The 19,904-nt window shown below is 55.3% G+C and carries 19 protein-coding genes; 1 reads left to right on the top strand and 18 read right to left on the bottom strand.

All coding sequences use genetic code 11. From position 1 onward, the window contains the following. Window positions 1-172 precede the first annotated feature (172 nt). Both mreB and spoIIID read right to left on the bottom strand, forming a co-directional pair. On the bottom strand, window positions 173-1,174 hold the full coding sequence (gene mreB / locus CD000_RS16535) for a rod shape-determining protein (RefSeq protein ID WP_047758376.1): 1,002 nt from the start codon (window positions 1,172-1,174) through the stop codon (window positions 173-175). 106 nt (window positions 1,175-1,280) lie between these two features. Next, window positions 1,281-1,544 (bottom strand): sporulation transcriptional regulator SpoIIID, encoded by a 264-nt coding sequence (spoIIID, locus tag CD000_RS16530; protein ID WP_008880665.1) that lies wholly within the window; start codon window positions 1,542-1,544, stop codon window positions 1,281-1,283. A gap of 311 nt (window positions 1,545-1,855) precedes the next feature. Between spoIIID and CD000_RS16525 the strand changes: the two genes are divergently transcribed. Further along, window positions 1,856-2,365, top strand: coding sequence for a BsuPI-related putative proteinase inhibitor (locus CD000_RS16525; protein WP_096226068.1), 510 nt, complete (start codon window positions 1,856-1,858; stop codon window positions 2,363-2,365). A gap of 210 nt (window positions 2,366-2,575) precedes the next feature. On the opposite strand, the gene CD000_RS16520 is transcribed toward CD000_RS16525, so the two are convergent. The 16 genes from CD000_RS16520 to CD000_RS16440 form a co-directional block, all read right to left on the bottom strand. Then, window positions 2,576-3,109 (bottom strand): chromate transporter, encoded by a 534-nt coding sequence (locus CD000_RS16520; RefSeq protein ID WP_011232803.1) that lies wholly within the window; start codon window positions 3,107-3,109, stop codon window positions 2,576-2,578. After that, on the bottom strand, window positions 3,106-3,687 hold the full coding sequence (locus CD000_RS16515) for a chromate transporter (RefSeq protein ID WP_011232804.1): 582 nt from the start codon (window positions 3,685-3,687) through the stop codon (window positions 3,106-3,108). Before CD000_RS16515 ends, CD000_RS16520 begins: the two co-directional genes overlap by 4 nt. Window positions 3,688-3,712: 25 nt before the next feature. Continuing rightward, window positions 3,713-5,317 carry a gamma-glutamyltransferase family protein gene (locus tag CD000_RS16510; protein ID WP_096226067.1) on the bottom strand — a complete coding sequence of 535 codons (1,605 nt, stop codon included), beginning with the start codon at window positions 5,315-5,317 and terminating at the stop codon, window positions 3,713-3,715. Window positions 5,318-5,728: 411 nt separating this feature from the next. Beyond that, on the bottom strand, window positions 5,729-6,616 hold the full coding sequence (gene spoIIQ / locus CD000_RS16505) for a stage II sporulation protein SpoIIQ (RefSeq protein WP_011232806.1): 888 nt from the start codon (window positions 6,614-6,616) through the stop codon (window positions 5,729-5,731). A gap of 186 nt (window positions 6,617-6,802) precedes the next feature. Further along, window positions 6,803-7,834, bottom strand: coding sequence for a stage II sporulation protein D (spoIID, locus tag CD000_RS16500; protein ID WP_096226066.1), 1,032 nt, complete (start codon window positions 7,832-7,834; stop codon window positions 6,803-6,805). Between the two features lie 567 nt (window positions 7,835-8,401). After that, the gene (murA, locus tag CD000_RS16495) at window positions 8,402-9,706 is read right to left on the bottom strand and encodes a UDP-N-acetylglucosamine 1-carboxyvinyltransferase (protein ID WP_096226065.1); all 1,305 of its coding nucleotides are present in this window, start codon (window positions 9,704-9,706) and stop codon (window positions 8,402-8,404) included. 31 nt (window positions 9,707-9,737) lie between these two features. Continuing rightward, on the bottom strand, window positions 9,738-10,493 hold the full coding sequence (locus CD000_RS16490) for a YwmB family TATA-box binding protein (protein WP_096226064.1): 756 nt from the start codon (window positions 10,491-10,493) through the stop codon (window positions 9,738-9,740). A gap of 260 nt (window positions 10,494-10,753) precedes the next feature. Then, window positions 10,754-10,993 carry a DUF1146 family protein gene (locus CD000_RS16485; RefSeq protein WP_011232810.1) on the bottom strand — a complete coding sequence of 80 codons (240 nt, stop codon included), beginning with the start codon at window positions 10,991-10,993 and terminating at the stop codon, window positions 10,754-10,756. A gap of 378 nt (window positions 10,994-11,371) precedes the next feature. Continuing rightward, entirely contained in the window at window positions 11,372-12,865 is a 1,494-nt protein-coding gene (gene nuoN / locus CD000_RS16475) for an NADH-quinone oxidoreductase subunit NuoN (RefSeq protein ID WP_096226063.1), read from the bottom strand. Between the two features lie 4 nt (window positions 12,866-12,869). Continuing rightward, window positions 12,870-14,447, bottom strand: coding sequence for an NADH-quinone oxidoreductase subunit M (locus tag CD000_RS16470; RefSeq protein WP_096226062.1), 1,578 nt, complete (start codon window positions 14,445-14,447; stop codon window positions 12,870-12,872). Beyond that, entirely contained in the window at window positions 14,444-16,297 is a 1,854-nt protein-coding gene (nuoL, locus tag CD000_RS16465) for an NADH-quinone oxidoreductase subunit L (protein WP_025039089.1), read from the bottom strand. Before nuoL ends, CD000_RS16470 begins: the two co-directional genes overlap by 4 nt. A gap of 17 nt (window positions 16,298-16,314) precedes the next feature. Then, entirely contained in the window at window positions 16,315-16,620 is a 306-nt protein-coding gene (gene nuoK, locus CD000_RS16460) for an NADH-quinone oxidoreductase subunit NuoK (protein WP_011232815.1), read from the bottom strand. Then, window positions 16,617-17,138 carry an NADH-quinone oxidoreductase subunit J gene (locus CD000_RS16455; RefSeq protein WP_011232816.1) on the bottom strand — a complete coding sequence of 174 codons (522 nt, stop codon included), beginning with the start codon at window positions 17,136-17,138 and terminating at the stop codon, window positions 16,617-16,619. The genes nuoK and CD000_RS16455 overlap by 4 nt, the downstream gene beginning before the upstream one ends. Then, window positions 17,135-17,554, bottom strand: coding sequence for an NADH-quinone oxidoreductase subunit NuoI (gene nuoI, locus CD000_RS16450; RefSeq protein ID WP_013146600.1), 420 nt, complete (start codon window positions 17,552-17,554; stop codon window positions 17,135-17,137). The genes CD000_RS16455 and nuoI overlap by 4 nt, the downstream gene beginning before the upstream one ends. Before the next feature lie 249 nt (window positions 17,555-17,803). Continuing rightward, complete coding sequence (gene nuoH / locus CD000_RS16445; RefSeq protein ID WP_011232819.1) at window positions 17,804-18,805, bottom strand: NADH-quinone oxidoreductase subunit NuoH; 1,002 nt, start codon at window positions 18,803-18,805, stop codon at window positions 17,804-17,806. Next, window positions 18,802-19,902: an NADH-quinone oxidoreductase subunit D gene (locus CD000_RS16440; RefSeq protein WP_014196947.1), complete on the bottom strand. Its 1,101-nt coding sequence runs from the start codon at window positions 19,900-19,902 to the stop codon at window positions 18,802-18,804. Before CD000_RS16440 ends, nuoH begins: the two co-directional genes overlap by 4 nt. Between the last annotated feature and the right edge of the window lie 2 nt (window positions 19,903-19,904).

Below are 19,904 nucleotides of genomic sequence, written 5' to 3'. Positions count from 1 at the left end.
CGCCATTCCTTTTTTGCCCGCCTCGCTTGTCCCGGCGGCGGTTGTATCCATTTTGATCAAGCCATGAGAAAAACGTCCTTCCAAAGCGGTCTGCGCCTGAATGACGCAAAAGGTTGACTCTATAAGGTTGATCCAGATGAACCATCTCTTGGCCAAAGGGCATGACGGCTTTTTAAATCAATTGCGATTTTGGCGCCCGATCGATGTTTTCCAGCATAATCCCGGTGCCAAGGGCGACGCAGTCCATCGGATTCTCCGCGACGAACACCGGAAGCTTCAGCTCTTCTGACAGCAATAAATCGATGCCATGAAGCAATGCACCGCCACCCGTTAAAATGACGCCGCGGTCGATAATATCCGCCGACAGTTCCGGCGGGGTGCGCTCGAGCACGCTTTTGGCGGCTTGTACAATCAAGGACACCGGCTCGCGAAGCGCCTGTTCGATCTCCTCCGATCGAACGGTGATCGTGCGCGGCAGTCCGGTGACGAGATCGCGGCCGCGGACGTCGATTTCTTCGGACCGTGCGCCTGGGAATACCGTTGCGACCTTAATCTTGATTTCCTCGGCCGTTCGTTCCCCGATGAGCAGCTTATATTCGCGCTTGATGTAGTTTAAAATCTCCATATCGAACTTGTCCCCGGCCATTTTAATGGAAGAGGCGGTGACGATGTCTCCCATCGAGAGAACCGCGACGTCAGTCGTGCCACCGCCAATATCAACGACCATGTTTCCGCACGGCTGAAAAATGTCCATTCCGGCGCCAATGGCTGCGACTTTCGGCTCTTCCTCCAAGTACACTTTTTTGCCGCCGCTTTTTTCTGCTGCCTCTTTGATCGCTTTCCGTTCCACGGATGTTGTGTTCGTCGGGCAACAAATCAAAATGCGCGGTTTGGCGAAAAAGCCTTTTAGGTCGAGCTTGCTTAAGAAATGCTTCAGCATGGCTTCGGTAATGTCAAAATCCGCGATGACGCCGTCTTTGAGCGGCCGAATGGCAACAATATTCCCAGGAGTACGTCCGACCATTCGTCGTGCTTCTTCGCCGACTGCGAGCACTTTGTTCGTGTGTTTATCAATCGCCACGACGGACGGCTCATTGAGCACGATGCCTTTGCCTTTGACGAAAATGAGGACGTTCGCCGTGCCTAGGTCGATGCCGATGTCTCGTGAAAACATATGACTTGCTCCTCCTTGCCTCTGCCCTAAAATCATTCCTAATTGTTCATTCTACCATATTTGCCTCCCGGAATGATACTGCAAACGGCAGATGGCAAGGAAAAAGTCAGTTGTTTTTCACTGCTTGCTTTTTATACTTTTTCTTCGTTGCTTCCCCGCCGCGCAAATGGCGGATCGATTTATGGTAATCGAGGATTTGCTTCACTTCTTGGGCCAGTTCCGGGTTGATTTCCGGCAGCCGCTCGGTCAAGTCTTTATGCACGGTGCTTTTGGATACGCCAAATTCTTTCGCAATGACGCGAACGGTTTTCCTTGTCTCCACGATATACTTGCCAATCTTGATCGTACGCTCTTTGATGTAATCGTGCACACCACTCGCCCTCCCTAGGTTGGATGTGAGAAGTGAGAAGTGTGAAATGAGACTCGTCTTGCCAATGATGGGCGCCGCTTTCGTTGGATGTCTTAGAAGCGTCTTCGCCGCGTCGCTTGCCGGTTGTGAACGATCCCCACCTCAACCACTCTCATTGCTGTTCAATTTGTAACATTTTATTAGACAAATCGGGCATATATACCAGAAATATCAAGGCGGACAACGGTTTTTTCACAATTTTTTTGCGGTTTGTAACGGAAGCGAAATGGGAAACGACTATATGTATAGAGAGGAAAAAAGGAGGAGCTGGCATGGGCAAAGGAAAAATGATCGGCGTCGCAGCCGTGTTGGCCGGGGTGGCGGCGGCGAGTGCGCTGTTTATGTATAATAGCGGCAACGAGCGCCCGCAGGCGAAAGATGATTTGCTTGGCCCCGCTCCATCAGGCAAACCGGCGCCCGCGGGCGGAAAAGGCATCATCGCCGGGACGCTTGAGCCATCGCTGACATATGAAAAACAAAACGGGGCATACGTGTTTACCTTCACGGTGAAAAACCAAACCGAACGCGTGCAAACGGTGACGTTTACGAGCTCGAAAAAGTATGACTACGTTTTATACCGCGATGGACAAAAGATGAAGCAGTTCAGCGAAGGGAAGATGTTTGCGCAAATTTATGAGGAACGGCCGTTAAAACAGGGGGAAGAGCTGTCGTTTCAGGAAACGTTCCGCGACCTAGAGCCGGGGACGTATACGCTTGAGTGGTGGCTCGCTGATCCAAACTGGCCGAACGCGCGGGCGAAGGCGACATTTACGGTCGAGTGAAGGCGCTGCCGGTTTGCCTTCGCGGCTGTTGCCGCGCTCGCCATCCGGCGTCTAAATTAGGAAAACGCTCCTGTCCCGAGCGCTTTTTGCGGCCTTTTCCAACAGGAATTTCTGCATCGATGTTCTTTTTTGCCCGCGCTGCCACAAAAAGAGGGATGCTCACCCATGGATGAAGCATCCCGTTGCAGCGCTGAAAAGATTTTCCCTGCATTACGACAAAAAGAAAGCCCCATACACAAGCGCCAAGACGATGACGTACGCTGGGTGGATGCGCCATTTGCCCAGCAGCAAAAAAGCGCTCGCGGCGGTGAGAAACGCCGTTTGGCCGAGCCCGGCCCCTTCGTACGATTCGCGGAAAAGGTCGATCGCCATAATCCCGAGCATCACGGCGATCGCTGGGCGGATGTAGGCGGTGAGCCGCTTCACTTGCGGCGCGTCTTTCCATTTGTACAAGAGCCCAAGCAGCGCCAACAGCAAAACGAGCGACGGAGCGACGCTGGCAAACACTCCGATGGCAGCGCCAAGGACGCCGGCTTGTTCGTATCCGATATAACCTGCCATTTTCGTCGCAATGGGGCCGGGAAGAGAGTTGCCAAGCGCCAGCACCTCGCTGAATTCGTTGACCGTCATCCAGCCGTAGCGGTCAACGACCTCGTGCTCGATGAGTGGGATGGAAGCCGGGCCGCCGCCATAGCCCAAAATGCCGGGCCAAAAAAAGGCGAGAAACAGCTGCCAGTAGATCATGACGACGCCCTCCTTTCTCCGCCTTTGTCTCTATCCACCGCCTTCGGCTTGCTTCGGCCGACAAACGCGGCCGCAAGCAACACTGCGACCACAAGCGCCGGATGAAGGCCGAGCCACTGCAAGGCCAAAAAGCAGGCAAGAAGGAGCAGGGCGGCCGGCCGCCAGCCGAGGGCGGCGCGCGCCTGTTTGGCGAACTGCCACGTCATCTCGGCAAGCATGACGGCCACGACCGGCACGACCGCTTTGGTCATCCCAGCGACCCATGGTGTGTCTTTAAACGAGGATAAGGCGGCCAACAGCACGATCATCAACACGACCGTCGGGGCCGTCGTCGCCAACACGGCGTTCACTAAACCGAGCGCGCCGCCGACACGGTAGCCGATATAGCCGGCAAGCTTCGTGGCGATCGGGCCGGGCAAAGCATTGGCGATGGCCAGAATTTCAGCGAATTCTTCATCCGCCATCCAGCGGTATTTCGCCACCACTTCAGCGCGCACAAGCGGGATCGAAGACGGGCCGCCCCCATATCCAAGCATGCCGACGCGGAAAAAAGCGAGAAACAAATGCCACTGGTTCATCGAAGTCATCCCTTTATCGTGAGTCTCACCAAGCGGCGACCGCCCCGTCCGTGCGCGGCTCCGTCCTGGCGGCGAGCACGCCGGTGTCAGGATCGCGCCAAATGATTTGTCCGCGGCCGAACGGACCTCCGTCTAAGGCAAAGCGAATGTCATGCCCTTTGCGTGCGAGCGCTTCGGCGATATGGCGCGGGAAGTGCGGCTCGACGAGCACCGTTTTTCCTTCCATCCACTGCCAGCGGGGAGCATCGAGCGCCGCTTGCGGGTTCAAGTCAAAATCGATGGTGTTCATGATCACTTGCAAATGCCCTTGCGGCTGCATAAATCCGCCCATGACACCGAACGGGCCGACCGGCGCGCCGCCTTTGGTCAAAAAGCCGGGGATGATCGTATGGTACGGCTTTTTCCGCGGCGCCAACCCGTTCGGATGGCCTTCATCAAAGGCGAAGTTATGGCCGCGATTGTGCAAGGCAATGCCCGTTCCTGGGACGACGAGGCCCGAGCCGAAGCCCATGTAGTTGCTTTGAATATAGGACACCATATTCCCTTCGCCGTCCGCGGCGGCCAAATAGACCGTTCCGCCTTTTGGCGGCGTCCCCGGCTCCGGCGTCAGCGCCTCCTCGCCGATTTGCGCCCGGCGCATCGCGGCAAACGATTCCGACAACAGCTCGTCTGGGCTGCAGTTCATATAGCGGCAGTCGGCGATGTACGCTTTCCCATCGGCAAAGGCCAGCTTCATCGCCTCGATTTGCCGGTGGTGCGTCTCGACATCCGGCACGCTCGGCACGTCAAACCCGCTCATGATGTTGATGGCCATCAACGCGACAATCCCTTGGCCGTTCGGCGGAATTTCCCACACCTCATAGCCGCGGTAGGAGACGGAGATCGGCTCGACCCATTCCGGTTCATACTCGGCGAGGTCGTCCGCCGCCAAAAAGCCGCCGTATTGCTTCGAGAAGGCGGCGATTTTTTCCGCCAGCTCGCCGCGGTAAAAGCTTTCCGCTTCCGTTTCGGCAATGGAGCGGAGCGTCGCCGCATGGTCCGGAGACGCCCACACTTCCCCGATCTTCGGCGCGCGGCCGCCCGGCGCAAACGTCGCAAACCACGAGGCGAACTCCGGCCCGCGAAGCGCTTCTTTGTATGTACGAAACGCCGCAGCCCAATACTTTCCGAGCACTGGCGAAACCGGATAGCCGTTTTCCGCATAGGCGATCGCTGGTGCGAGCGTTTCGGCAAGCGGCAGGCGGCCGAAGCGCTTTGACAGCGCCGCCCACGCCGCCGGCGCCCCCGGAACGGTCACCGGAGCAAAGCCGTATTTCGGCATCTCCGTATAGCCGCGCTCTTTCAGCGCTTCAATCGAGATCGCTTTTGGCGCATAGCCGCTCGCGTTTAATCCGTACAGCTTCCCGTCCGTCCAAACAAGGGCGAACGCATCGCCGCCGATGCCGTTCGACGTCGGTTCGACAACCGTTAAGCAAGCAGCCGCAGCGATCGCCGCATCGATGGCATTGCCGCCTTTTTTCAACACATCAAGCCCCGCCTGCGCCGCGAGCGGCTGCGATGTCGCCACAACGCCGTTTTTGGCGAACACCGTCATCCGCTGCGATGGGTATGGGTGGTATAGGTAGTCCATGGCCACGATCCCCTTTCTTTCGTTAAGTGAAGAATAAAACATTTCACAAACGAAACTGTTTCCGTTTTCATTTATTTTAAAGGAAAGAGGGGGTTATTTCCATCCTTGTTCCCAAAAAATGAAAGAATATTCAAATCATAATTTTTGGCGGTTCATCACCGAAAGATGTACTTGACTTTTAGACACAAACATAACATCGTCCCTCCCGATCGAACAAAAAATAGCCATGACTTTTTGGGCACCTATCATGAAAAACGTTTTTTATCTTATGGTGAAGAGCTTTTTTGGCCGCCGTTTTTCCCACGTCTGACTTTAGAAGCGGCAAAGCAAAAAGACCCGCCCGCTTGTCTTGGCAAACGGACAGGCCTTTTCGTCGCGTTTTTCGTTTCCTCTTGCTCGACGCCTTGTCGATTACGCTCTTGCCATGCCGATCGAGGCGTCTGGCGTTTTGTAGGATGAAGCGTCGTTGTTTTCGTCTTGATTGTTGTCGCTTGGCGTCGTCGAATGGTCGTCAGCCGATGGTTGTTCATTCGCTGGGTTTTCGTCTGTCGGCGCTGTTTCGTCACTTGGCATCAATTCTTTTTCTTTGCTCGTGGCGGCGCGATCGGTTCCCGTTTTGTCTTCCGCTTTGTCAGTCAAAGCCGTCAACGGTTTGTCGACATAATCGATCGGGTTGACCGCCCGACCGTCTTTGCGAATTTCAAAGTGGACGTGGATGCCGGCTTCTTTGTTGAATTCGCTTTGCCCTGCCTTGCCGATCACTTCACCTTGTTTCACCGTGTCGCCGGCTTCAACTTTCACATCAGCGAGCGATTGATAGACGGTCGTGACCCCTTGTTCATGATTGATTTCGACAACATATCCCAAAATCGGGTCTTTTTCCGCTTTCGTCACCGTGCCGCTTAAGGAAGCGGTGACATCAAACGTTTTGCCGTCTTGGCGCACAAGATCGATGCCTTGGTTCGGGTGGTACGTATGATCATAAAAGACGAGGGCTGCTTCCTGTTCTGCTTCCGATGCTTTGTCATCGTAGAATGGCGTTTTCACTTGCACCGCATTTGGATCAAGCACCGGCATCGCAATCGTTTCGACCGTTTCATTGACCGGGACAGCCGGATTTTCTTGCTGGGCGGTGCCGTTTTTCGCCACGTTGTCTCTGCCCGTATTCTCCTCTTTGCCCAATTGGAACCAAAGCGCACCAGCGACGATTAATGCGGCAGACGATAAATAGATCGCCGGAAATACCCAACGTTTGCGGAACAGACGCTTCAGCGACGATTGTTTTTGTTCCTCTCTCATGTTCATCACCTCAGCAACCATTTTGAACAGAAAGAGGAAAAGATATACACATAGAAAATAATTTTTCACTTATTTTTTGACATTCGACTAGATTTTATGCAAAAAATGAGGGGCGCATGGCGAGGGGCGTCTCCCTGCCGTTTGCCCCGAACATTTGACAGAAAACCGGGGCGGCAGAACCCCGGTTTATCCATTTTTCGCGGTCAATTTGTTTAAAAACGCCGTCGCCGACGAAATATGAACGCCGCGGTAATAATATTTGACGATGTCAGCGTACGTTTTCCCTTCTTTGGCCATAAAGTTGGCTCCGTATTGGCTCATGCCGACGCCATGGCCGTAGCCTTTCGTCGTAATGATGATGTCATCTCCGTTGCGCACCCAGGTGAAATCACTCGACGGCAATCCGAGCCGTTCGCGCACATCGCGGCCCGTAAACGTCTTGCCGCCAATCTTCACTTCGCCGACGCGGCGGCCGGGAGTGCGCGATACAATGACGCCGACTGAGCCGTCAGCGGGCAGTTCGACCCCCAGTCTTCGCTCGAATTCCGCCACTGGCATCGTTTTTCGCTGGTAAAACTTCGGGGATTGTTTGTCCCATGGGCTGGCGACGCTTTTTAAATACGGAAAATCGCTTTGCCAATAGGCTTCCGAATTTTCCGTATAGCCGTTGCTTGTCGAAAAAAACAGCGCCTCGATCGGCTCATTGTTGTATGTCAAAATTTGCCCTTGCGTGTCCATCACCGCTTTTGTCACTTTTTTCATTTTCCAATCGTAGTCGCTGCCCCATAGTTTTCGCAGTTCGTCATCGCTGTAATAGACTTGATGAGCCACCGTGTCGGTCACATTCGCTCCTTTTGGCAGGCGAAACGGCTGGTTGGCGAGCAATTTCTTCACGATGTACGTTCTTGCCGTCAACGCTTGCGCCTTTAATGCCTCGAGTTCAAATTCGGCCGGCATTTCCGCCGCAACGACGCCGATGACGTATTGCTCGAGGGGAATATGTTCGACGCGTTGTTCTTTGCTTCGATAGACCGCCACGTCGATGGACGGCCCTTCGGCTGCCTGCGACCGTTGGACTTGTTCTTGCTTGTGCAGTTGTTCGGCCAATTTGGCCACCTTCCCGTCATAAAATGGAAGAACGAGCGCCGTCGGAATGACGAGGATGGCGACAAACAGCGAGAGAGCGAGCGCCATCACCGGTTTCAGTCGTTTCACCATAGCCGAGCCCCCAATATGCATTTTCCAAGCACAAGCGGACATCGCGAATGAATGCCTGCGTTGGCTTCGGTTCGTTACTATAGTTATGGGCTCGGACAAGTATATATGACAGTTTTCTTTCCAGCCAAAACCTTCATGAGCGCGTTTCGCACTCCGCCTAAAAGGCTGGTGAAAAACAACGGATTCGCTCAGTTTGTGAGAAATCGCAAGGAATGACGCTATGGTGTTGCAAGGTTTTTCCATTTGAGAAACACTGTTGGAGAACAGCATTTCCCCTTAAATCGCCAGCCTGCTAAACATGAAGCCGTTGAAAAAAGTCGGTGACTGAATAGGGGGCGATGGAACAAGGGGGTTTTCGAAAGCACATGTTTCACCACCGTCGCGACTTGCTTCGCGCGATGCGATCAAGCTTATGGAGAAATTTCATACGGACGGTCTTTCTCTGAGCTTCAAAACAGACCGTTAGGAACGAACGGTTGTTTTTTACCGTCCTTCGACGGTCGCCCGTGTTCCAAGAAAAAACGACCATTCCCTGCTCGAAGGCAGTTCACGGTCGTTTTTCGCTCTTTATCCGTTCCATTGGATCGTTTGAATTTGGTCGAATTGTTCCGTTTCTTCGCGGACGCGTTCAATGTCGGCCCCAAGCGCAGCCAACTTTTCGTGGAAGCGGACATACCCGCGGTCGAGATGACGAAGCTCGGTCACGCGCGTGTAGCCGTCCGCCGCGAGTCCAGCCAAAATCAACGCCGCCGCTGCGCGCAAATCGGTGGCCGCCACTTCGGCGCCTTGCAGCTGGCACGGGCCATTGATGATGACGGAACGCCCTTCAATTTTAATATCGGCATTCATGCGCCGGAATTCCTCCACATGCATAAAGCGATTTTCAAACACCGTCTCGGTGATCATGCTCGTGCCTTCCGCTTTCAACAAGAGAGCCATCATTTGCGACTGCATGTCGGTCGGAAAGCCCGGATATGGCATCGTTTTAATGTCGACGGCTTTCAGCTTTTCCGGACCGATGACACGCAAGCCGCTTTCCTCTTCAATGACGGTCACGCCCATTTCTTCGAGTTTAGCGATCAGCGAACCTAAATGTTCCGGAACGGCTCCTTGCACGAGGACATTGCCGCCGGTGATTGCCGCCGCCACCATAAACGTGCCGGCTTCGATGCGGTCCGGAATGACCGTATGCGTTGTGCCGACGAGCTCGTCAACTCCCTCGATTCGAATCGTTCCGGTGCCGGCGCCGCGCACTTTGGCGCCCATCGCGTTCAAAAAGTTCGCCAAATCGACGATTTCCGGCTCTTTCGCACAGTTTTCGATCACAGTCGTGCCTTCCGCGAGCACGGCGGCCATCATAATGTTTTCCGTCGCCCCGACGCTTGGAAAGTCCAAATAAATTTTGGCGCCGCGGAGCCGTCCGTTCACTTCCGCATCGATAAAGCCATTGCCGACTTTCACAGACGCGCCCATCGCTTCAAATCCTTTTAAATGTTGATCGATCGGGCGCGAGCCAATGGCACAGCCGCCCGGCAGCGCCACGCGGGCTCGGCCGTTGCGCGCCAACAGCGGCCCCATGACAAGCACCGACGCGCGCATTTTTCGCACATATTCAAACGGCGCTTCCACCGTCAACGGACCGGTGGCATCGACGGTGACCGTCTCGTTGGCAATGTGCACATCGGCGCCTAAATAGCGGAGCACTTCACTGATTGTATATACATCGGAAAGAGCAGGCACATCATGAATCGTACTTGTTCCTTTCGTAGCCAATAAAGTGGCAGCGATGACAGGCAAAACGGCATTTTTTGCGCCTTCCACTTTGACGGTGCCGCTCAACCGGTTTCCGCCACGGACGATGATCTTTTCCAAGGTATTCCCCTCCGCGTCCAATTTCTCTATATTAGTATTCAATGGTAATGATTGGGGTTCCAACAACGACGCGCGTCTTGCCGCCCAATCTTTCTCTCAAGGCGAGTTGCAGGTTGATCGGCTGATGATTGGCGGCCGGGAGAACGTTCTTCCACTGCCCAGTATATGCAGACAGGGAAACGAGTGACTCTTCCCGCAGCCACTCGACAGGCGTCGCTTGAAAATCGCGAAGCAATTGAGAAGCTTGATCGAACAAACCACCTTCCATATTACCACTGAACTCGCCTTCAATACAAGCGAAAAATGTAGAGTGATTCACAAATAGTCCGTTCGTCGTTTTTTGAATGTGCTGTGCTGCTTCTTTCCACCCAGCTTGGCTCCACGTTGGGCCGGTCGCTTCATAGAGGATATACGTTTGCGGCGTTCCATTTGTGACGGTCATCACGAGCTGGATTTGTTCACGAAAAAAGGAATGTTCATTCGTGCCGATCACTTTTTGCCAATGGCTAGTTTGGTGGAACGTCCAGCGGAAGGAGCGGTATGTTTGTTTGAACTCCGCCATTTTTTTGAAAAAGTCCGCATCATTTTGAATATCGTGGGCATACTCTCTTGTGTACACGACCCAGCGGCCGAGCGAGGCACCGTGTTGCGCCAATGTGTGCGCCATCATTTCCAACGGTTCGGACCATTCGTTCCCCCGCGCGCCTTCCGTCCGGTATTGCCCTGCGGCCAACAACAAGACCGCGGCGGCCAGCGCCATCAGCCAACAGATTGGATTTTTTCTCATCTTCGTTCCCTTCCTCTCCTTACTTGTTATTGTTGCCACCGGGCAAGGGAACATACGTCAAAAAAATCGACAACCGGCGATTTTTGAAATCGCTTTCATAAATAAACATCAAAGCGGAGGGCAAACAGCCGAGAATCCATGGAAGAAGGGGACGGGACGGGGAGCAAAGAGGCGGCGGCAAGAACGGATCGGCCGGACAGAGGGCGGGGCAAGCGGACAGTTGGAGGGGGAGCCGAAGCACCACGGCGCCCCGGGCCTCCCTATTCGCGGAACAAATACGGCAAATCGGTTGACCAAGCCCAATAGTCAAGGAAAAAGTTCGCCACCGTCGAGCCGATGGCAATCGTCAATAAAATGTACAGCAGCCGCCCTTGGACGACGCGGTTCGGCCGAAGCAACACCTCGAGCCGCACCGCCTGCAGCGTCCACCACGTCACCGCTAGAAACGCCAAATGAACGATAATCGAAATCAACGCTTGTTGGCCGATGACCGGCATCATCAAGTTTCACCTCTTTCTCAAGCATATGTGAAACGGCGCATACGAAGCATTTCCTCTTTTTCGGAACGCGGCGTGCAGCCAAAGCACTTCATGCGTTTCGAAAACAGATTAAGCGTCGCATGACAAGCTCTTCTCCCCCGAAACAGCACCGGCCGCACATCCAAGGTGCTCCTCGTCCCGAAACAAAGCCAGCGGGATGAGCATTCCCCTCTTTCTATGAAAATGCGCAGGCCTTGAAACTTTCATGCTAGGTGGAAAGCAAACATTGCTCGATGGAGCTTTCCTGCGCAAAGCACGCAGCGCATCCCCTCCTTTCCAAACGAAGCCGGCGGCGCAAAAAAAGAGGAGAGGCATTCTCCCTCTCCCTTTATTCTACCGTTACGGCAAAAAATCGCCAAAATGCCCAAACTGGGCAAGCATATCGTAAGCAAGCCCCGGCGCCCAGCCGATCGCCAACGTTCCAAGCGCGCAAAGAACGACGGCGGTCGACAGCCCGGCCGGCAGCCGGCCAAGCGGCGCGGTGAACGTCGGGCGGAAAAAGAGCTGGACGATCAAATTGAAATAATACACGTACGAGATGACGGTCGTGATCGCCATCACGGCGGCGAGCACATAATGGCCCGGCTCTGTGACGACAAGGCCGATGAAAATATGCAGCTTGGCGATAAAGCCAGCTGTTCCTGGGATGCCGGCGAGCGAGAGCAAAAACAGCCCGAGCGCCGCAGCCAGAAATGGGCGGTGCCGATATAAGCCGGCGAGCCCATCCAAATCATCGGATCCGGTTTCATTGACAATATGGGCAATAATGGCAAACGCCCCGATGTTCATCAACGTATAGACGAGCAAATACATCCAGAGCGAATCGATCATCGCCCATGACATCGCGGCAAACCCCGCGAGCAAGTAGCCGGCGTGGGCGATGCCTGAGTAGGCGAGCAGCCGCTTTAAACTCCGCTGCCGAAGCGCCACGACGCTGCCGATGATCATCGTCAATCCAGCTAACACGGTGATGATCGGCTGCATCGACAAAAGAAGCGATGATGGGTCACGCCCTTCAGACGGCGCCGCGGCAAAGATCGTCACCAGCAAACGGAGAAGAAGGGCAAAGCCGGCCGTTTTCGACACGACGGCAAAAAACGCGGTCGCTGGAACGGGCGCTCCTTCGTACACGTCCGGCGCCCACATATGAAACGGAACAGTCGCCAGCTTAAACGAAACGCCGATGAGCAAAAGCAGAAACGCCAAAGCAAGCATGTACGGCTCGTTCGTCTCCTGCAAGCGGCGCGCGATGCCGCCGAGATTCGTCGTTCCGGTCAAGCCGAACACATAACTCATGCCAAACAGCATGATGGCGGTGGCGATGCCGCCATTGATGACGTATTTGAGCGCCGCCTCGTTCGATGCCGGCGCCGTTTTGCGCAAACCGACCAAAATGTAGGACGACACCGAAAGCAGCTCAAGGCTGACAAATAATGTAAGCAAATCACCGCTAGACGCCATCATCATCGCCCCAAGCAGCGCAAACAACATCATATAGACAAATTCGCCGCGGTGCGGACTGCCTTCTTTCGGCGCCCATTCGGCCACTAAAAGCAGAGCGAGCGCTCCGCCAGCCAGCAAAATGAACTTGAACGCTTTGGCGAACGCATCGAGCCGGAACGTATCATGCAAAATCGATGCCGACCCGGCCGGGATCATCGCCGCTGTCGCGATCATGGCGAGCGCCGCCGCCGCCGCGGCGCCCCAAGCAAGCGGCCGGCGGCTTCGATCACTCGGCAGCGCCAAGTCCATCACCAACAGCGCTATAGCGGCCGTGAGGACGATCCATTCGGGCGCCATCATGCTCCAATCGGATTGCCATACATCGTTCATGTGATCAACCCCCTAGCCCGTTCATCATCGTCTTGACGACGTCCGTAAGCGGCGCGGCCAATAGCTGTGGATAGACGCCGACGGCCACGATCAACGCGACGAGGATGAACGCCGGCACAGCTTCTTTTCCTTGCAAGTCAACGACGCTCCCTTGCGGTTCACCTAGGCTTGCCGCAGATGCTTGCGGCTCACGCCAGCCCATGACCGCTTCCCGCCGGTCGCGGGGGCGGCCGAACGTGATATCAAGGACGGCTTTCAGCGAATAGACAGCGGCGAAGATCAATCCAAGCGCACCCACGGCGGCAAGGGCCGGCTTCGTTTGAAACAGCCCGAGAAACGACGTGAATTCACCGACAAATCCCGCCAGCCCCGGCAGACCGAGCAAGGCGAGCGCCGCTGTGAGCAAATACCCGGAAAAGAGCGGCATCGCTTTCGTCAGTCCACCAAGCCGGTTGATGTCCGTTGTTCCCATTCGATGAGCGAGCACGCCGACAAGCAAAAACGACAAGGCCGAGATGAGTCCGTGAGCCACCGATTGAAAGACCGCTCCTTGAATGCCGGCCTCATTCAACGCACCGAGTCCGATGAGCACGACCCCCATATGCGACACGCTCGAGTAGGCGAGCACGCGCTTCAATTCGCGCTGGCGAAGCGCCAACAGCGCGCCGTACAGCACGTTGATGACGCCAAATAGAGCGAGAACGCCGGCAAACGAGCGGAACTCATCCGGAAACAAGCCGACCCCGAAGCGAATCATCCCATACGCTGCGATTTTCAGCAACACCCCGGCATGAAGCATCACCACCGGCGGCGGCGCTTCGACGTGGACGCGGATGAGCCAGCGGTGGAACGGAACAGCCGGCAGCTTGACGGCAAATGCCAACAACAGCCCGCCGAGCAGCCAGCGACGCCCTTCCTCCGTCAACGGCGCAATCAGTTGCCCTTCCGCCGCTGGATTATGTAACATTTCATGAAGCAAGGCAAAGTTCGCTGTTCCAGTTCGGGCAAGCAGCACCGCGATCACAACAAGCAACAAAGCCGAGCCGAGCCCGTTGTACAACAAGTAGCTGTACGCCGCCCGCTCGCGCTCAAACCCGCCCCACTTGCCGACAAGCAAAAACATAGCGACCAACGTCACTTCTAAGAAGAGGAAAAACCAAACGAAATTGGCGGCGGAAAATACGCCGAGCATGCCAATCTCAAGCGCCAGCAGCCAGAGAAAATACCCTTTTTTCTCCGTTTTGACAAGCATCGACGCCAAAGCGGCCAACGTCGCCAACACCGCGGTCAGAACGATAAAGACAAGCGACAGCCCATCGATGCCGAGCTCATAGCGGATCACATACGCCGCGTCCGTCAAAAATGGCAGGTCAGCAAGCCGCACCCAGTCCCGCGCTTCGTCGAGCCGCTCGAGGCGAAACCCGTGCCCGGACTGAATGAAAGCAAACAACGCCAAAATGAGCGGCGGTACGGTGGCAGCCGTTCCGAGCCATTGAATCATTCGTTCATCCGTTTTGCGGACAAACATCAGCAACACGATGCCTAACAGCGGCGAAAAGACGAGCAGCGATAAAAACATCATAGCCAGTACCCCCCTGTTAAGGCGAAAATGACGACCAAAATCGCCAATCCGGCCACCGTCACCGCCCCATACGTCTGCGCCTGCCCGTTTTGCCCGCGCGACCCAGCCGAGGCGGCCGCGCCGACAATGCCGGCGGCAAGCCGGGCGAGCCCTTCAACAAGGAAGCGGTCGACATACGTCAACAGGCGGCTGATCCATGACACAAGCGATACGACCGTCAAACGGTAAATGTCATCGATGTAGTAATGACGGCGCAGCAGCTCATCAACATACGGAACACGCGCGGACAGCCAATCGCGCGGCATTTTCTGCGCCCCGTACATCAGCCAAGCGAGAAAAATCCCTGCAAACGACACGATCGTCGCCAAAACAGCGATCCATCCCGGCGCCGCTTCATGACGATACGCTCCATCCGTCAACCATTCGCCAAGGAACGAGCCAAACCATGGCGTTTGCATGTATCCGGATGCAATCGACAGCACGCCGAGCACAAGCATTGGCGCTACCATCGAGGCTGGCGCTTCATGAGCATCCTCATGATGCCGCGCTTTGCCGGCAAAGACGAGGAAAAAGAGCCGGAACATATAAAACGACGTCAACAGCGCGGCAGCGACCGCGAGCCAAAAGAGGAGGCGCGGCCCGTTCGTCCAGGCGGCGGCCAAAATTTCGTCCTTGCTGAAAAAGCCGGCGAATAGCGGAACCCCGCTGATCGACAGCGCCCCAATGAGGAATAGCGGCGCGGTCCATGGCAGCCGCCGCCAAAGCCCGCCCATTTCCTCGATGTTTTGCGTACGGACGGCATGAATGACGCTCCCGGCGGCCAAAAAGAGGAGCGCTTTAAAGAACGCATGCGTCGTCAAATGGAAGATGGCCGCGACATAGCTGCCGGCGCCAAGCGCCAACATCATATAACCGAGCTGGCTGATCGTCGAATACGCGAGGACGCGCTTAATGTCCGTCTGCACCAAGCCGATCGTCGCGGCGAAAATCGCCGTCACCCCGCCGATCGTCGCCACAGTCATCATGGCTGCATGGCTTGCCTCATACAGCGGAAACAATGCCGCCACAAGGTACACACCGGCCGCCACCATCGTCGCAGCGTGGATGAGCGCCGACACCGGCGTCGGGCCTTCCATCGCGTCTGGAAGCCATGTATGGAGCGGAAATTGCCCCGATTTGCCGATGGCGCCGATGAAAATCAAGATCGCCGCGAGCGTCGTCATCCCCGGCGACAGCGTCCCGTCGCCGACGGCGCGGAAAATGTCGTCGTAATCAAAGCTGTGCGTTTGCCAAAAGAGCAACATCATGCCGATGAAAAAGCCAACGTCGCCGATGCGCGTCATGATGAACGCTTTTTTCGCCGCCGCTTTTGCTTCTTCCTTATAGAAGTAAAAACCGATCAGCAAAAACGATCCAAGCCCGACGAGCTCCCAAAAGATGTACGCCTGCAGCAAATTCGGCGACAGCACAAGACCGAGCATCGCAAACGTAAACAGGCCCAAATACGCGTAAAAGGTGGAAAACCGTTCATCGCCAGCCATGTACCCTTGCGAATACACATGGACGAGCCAGCTGACGAGTGCGACGACGACGAGCATCCAAGCGTTTAGGGCGGTGGCGGAAATCCCGACCGTCAACGTCACGCCGCCTATCGTCATCCATGTCCAGTTTGCCTCATACGTCGACCCGCCGAGGCGGTCCACAAGCACCGCGAGCGCCAAAAGCAGCGACAAGAACGCCGCGGCGATGCCGACATAGGCGCTTGCCTGTTTCCATCTCCGTCCGAACAGCAGCAACAGAATGAACGAACCAAGCGGGAACAGCGGCACAACCCAAGCTAGGTTCATCATCGTTCCCATCCCCTTCTCTAATGTTTCAACGAATTGGCTTCATCGACTTGAACCGTCTTCCGGCTGCGGTAAAAAGCGATGAGCGCAGCTAAGCCGACGGCTGCTTCCGCCGCCGCCACGGCGATCGCAAACAGCGCGAACACATGCCCGTGAACGCTGGGATGGGCGCCGTATTTGGCAAACGCGACGAAATTGATGTTAACCGCATTTAACATCAGCTCAATGCAGATGAGCACAATGACCGTATTCCTCTTCGTGAGCGCCCCGTACAGCCCGATGCAAAACAAGATCAGCGCCAACGCTAAATAGGCCGATAATGTCATTCGTCTTCCGCCCCCTTGCCGTCTTTTTTCGCCAACACGATCGCGCCAATTAAGGCGACAAGCAAAATGACAGACACGATTTCAAACGGAATCGTATAATACGAGTAAAGCAACTTGCCGATCGCCTTAGCGTTGTCGCCCGCCAGCGCGCTGCCGTCAGCGCCGAAGTCGAGCTGGCGGATGCCGAAGTAGACGGCAAGGCCGAAGGCGATGACGGAGAGGGCGGCAACCGCTTTATGCCAGACGCCGCCGGTGGTTTGGCGCTCCCTTTCGTCTGTGTGATGGCGCGTCAGCATGATCGCAAACAGCATGATGATCGTGATGGCTCCGGAATAGATGAGCACTTGCACAACAGCGACAAATTCGGCGGACAACAGCACGTACAGCCCGGCAATGCCCAAAAATGTCATGACGAGGGCGATGACCATATGGACGACGTTCGTCAGCTGGAGCATCGTCACTCCCCCGGCAATCGCCGCGAGGGCGAGCAAGAAAAAGGCGATGTCCGTTCCGCTCACGGCTTATTCTCCCTTCTTATGTTCGTATCGTTTTCATCAAGCCAGGCCAAATCTTTATACAGAGCGTCGCGGCTGTATTCCGCGAGCTCAAAGTTGTTCGTCATGACAATCGCTTCCGTTGGGCATACTTCCGTGCACAAATCACATAAAATGCAAATTTCAAAGTTGATGTTGTACGTCTCAATCACTTTCCCTTTTTTCGTCGGATCGGGATGTTTTTTCCCGGTCAGCTGGATGCATTCGGTCGGGCAAATGTTGACACACTGGTTGCACACGATGCATTTTTCGGGATAAAATTTCTGGATGCCCCGAAACCGATCCGGGAGCGGGAGCGGTTCGTGCGGGTAATCGTACGTCACTTTTTCGCGCGTCAACTCTTTTAACGTATACGCCAATCCTTTCATCAACCCTATCATCCGTCTACCCCTCTCATGGGAAAAGTGGCGTTCCGACACGACCTCTGCCCGAAGGAGGAGGCCATGCTCATGGGCGGCTGCCCCCTTCCTGGCAAGACAAGTTGCTTTGTTTCTTTAGAGGACTGGCGAAAAACGACCGATTTCGCCGAATCCGTTGCTTTTGGTTGAAAGAGAGACGTTGATTTTACAGGACTTCTCAATTTGAGAAAAGTCCGTTTTTCGCGACTTTTCACTAAATCACCGGCTTTTTTAGAAAAACCACGCTTTAACGACCGCCGTCAGCACAATGTTGACGAGCGAAAGCGGAAGCAGCACTTTCCAGGCGAACTCCATCAGCTGGTCGGCGCGCACGCGCGGAAATGTGGCGCGAAACCAAATGAGGACGAAAACAACCGCACAAAACTTCAGCGCAAACCAGACCGCGCCAGGAATCCAGCCGAGAAAGGCGACCGGATGCCAGCCGCCGAGAAACAAAATCGTCACAAGCGCCGCCATGGCGAACAAATACACATACTCGGCGAGCATAAAGAACGCCCAACGGAATCCGGAATATTCGACATGAAAGCCGGCGACCAACTCGGACTCCGCCTCCGGCAAGTCAAACGGCGTCCGGTTCAACTCGGCCACCGCGGCAATGAGGAAAATCAAAAACGCCAACGGCTGGGCGAAAATGAACCAGACGTCTTTTTGCGCCGCAACGATGTCGACTAAATTCATGCTTCCAGCCAAAAGCACGACGCCAAGCGCTGACATGACGAGCGGAATCTCATAGGAAATCATTTGCGCGGCTGCCCGCATGCCTCCAAGCAGAGCGTATTTGTTGTTTGACGCCCAGCCGCCGGCGACAACGCCGACGGTCGTCAAGCCGGAGACAGCGATATAATACAGAAGGCCGACGCCAATATCGGCGAACCGGAACGCATCGGTAAACGGCAATACCGCCAACACCATAAACGACGGCACAAAGGCGATGATCGGCGCCAGCACGTAGAGCGGACGGTCGGCCGCTTTCGGGATCGTATCCTCTTTCAAAAGCAGCTTCAACACATCGGCAACGGTTTGCAGCAGTCCGAAGCGGCCGCCGACTTGGTTCGGGCCGATGCGCCCTTGCATAAACCCCATCACTTTCCGTTCGGCCAAAATGCCGTATGTGACAAAGGCGAGCACAACCGCCAAAAGCAGCGCCCCAAGCCCGAAAAACAGGGCGATGTTCGACCAGCCAGGCGTGGATTCAAGCCATTGTTCCATCATCCGTCGACCTCCCCAAGCACAATGTCAATCGACCCAAGAATGGCGATGACATTGGCCAAGTTTTCCCCTTTGAGCAGCTTCGGGAGTATTTGCAAGTTGTAAAACGATGGGCGCCGGAATTTGAGGCGGTACGGCTCTTTTTTGCCGTCGCTCGCAATATAGCAGCCGATCTCGCCGCGCGGCGCTTCGATGCGGACAAATGTCTCACCCGGCGGCGCTTTAATGATGCGGGGCACTTTTCCCATGATCGGCCCCTCAGGCGGAAATTGCTCGCACGCCTGCTCGATGATGCGGAGCGACTGTTCGATTTCCGCCATCCGGCATTCATAGCGGGCGAGGCAATCGCCGCCCTCGCGCACCGGCACGTCAAAATCAAAGCGGTCATAGATCGAATACGGTTCATCTTTGCGCAAATCCCATTTGACGCCGGTCGACCGCAAGTTGACGCCGCTCAGCGAATAGCTGATCGCCTCTTCTTTCGTATACCGCCCGACGCCGGTGACGCGCTGGCGGAAAATTTCATTGCCGGTGACAAGCTCATGATAGCCGTGAAGTTTCTCCCGCATGTACGGAACGAACTGCTTCACTTTGTCAATCCAACCGTCCGGCGCATCCCATTTGACCCCGCCGATGCGCATATAGTTGAACGTCAACCGCGCTCCAGACAGCTCATTTAATAGATTAATAATCATTTCGCGTTCGCGGAACGCGTACAAAAACGGGCTCGTCGCGCCAAGGTCAAGCAAGTACGTCCCCCACCAGACAAGGTGGCTGGCGATCCGCCCAAGCTCCATGGCGAGAACGCGCAAATATTCGGCCCGCTCCGGCACTTCAATGCCCATCATCGTTTCGACCGCATGGCAAAGCACATAGTTGTTCGTCATCGCTGATAAATAGTCCATCCGGTCGGTGTACGGGATGATTTGCGTATATTGCAGCCCTTCGGCAATTTTCTCCGTTCCGCGATGCAAATAGCCGATGACCGGTGTCGCTTCTTGAATGATCTCGCCGTCAATTTTTAAAATGAGGCGGAACACCCCGTGCGTGCTCGGGTGTTGAGGGCCGACGTTTAAAATCATTTCTTCTGTGCGCAGCATCA

The sequence above is a fragment of the Geobacillus sp. FJAT-46040 genome, from assembly GCF_002335725.1.
Lineage (GTDB): Bacteria > Bacillota > Bacilli > Bacillales > Anoxybacillaceae > Geobacillus > Geobacillus thermoleovorans.
The sequence above is the reverse complement of the archived record's forward strand: the minus strand, read 5'-3'. Positions and strand labels throughout refer to the sequence as shown.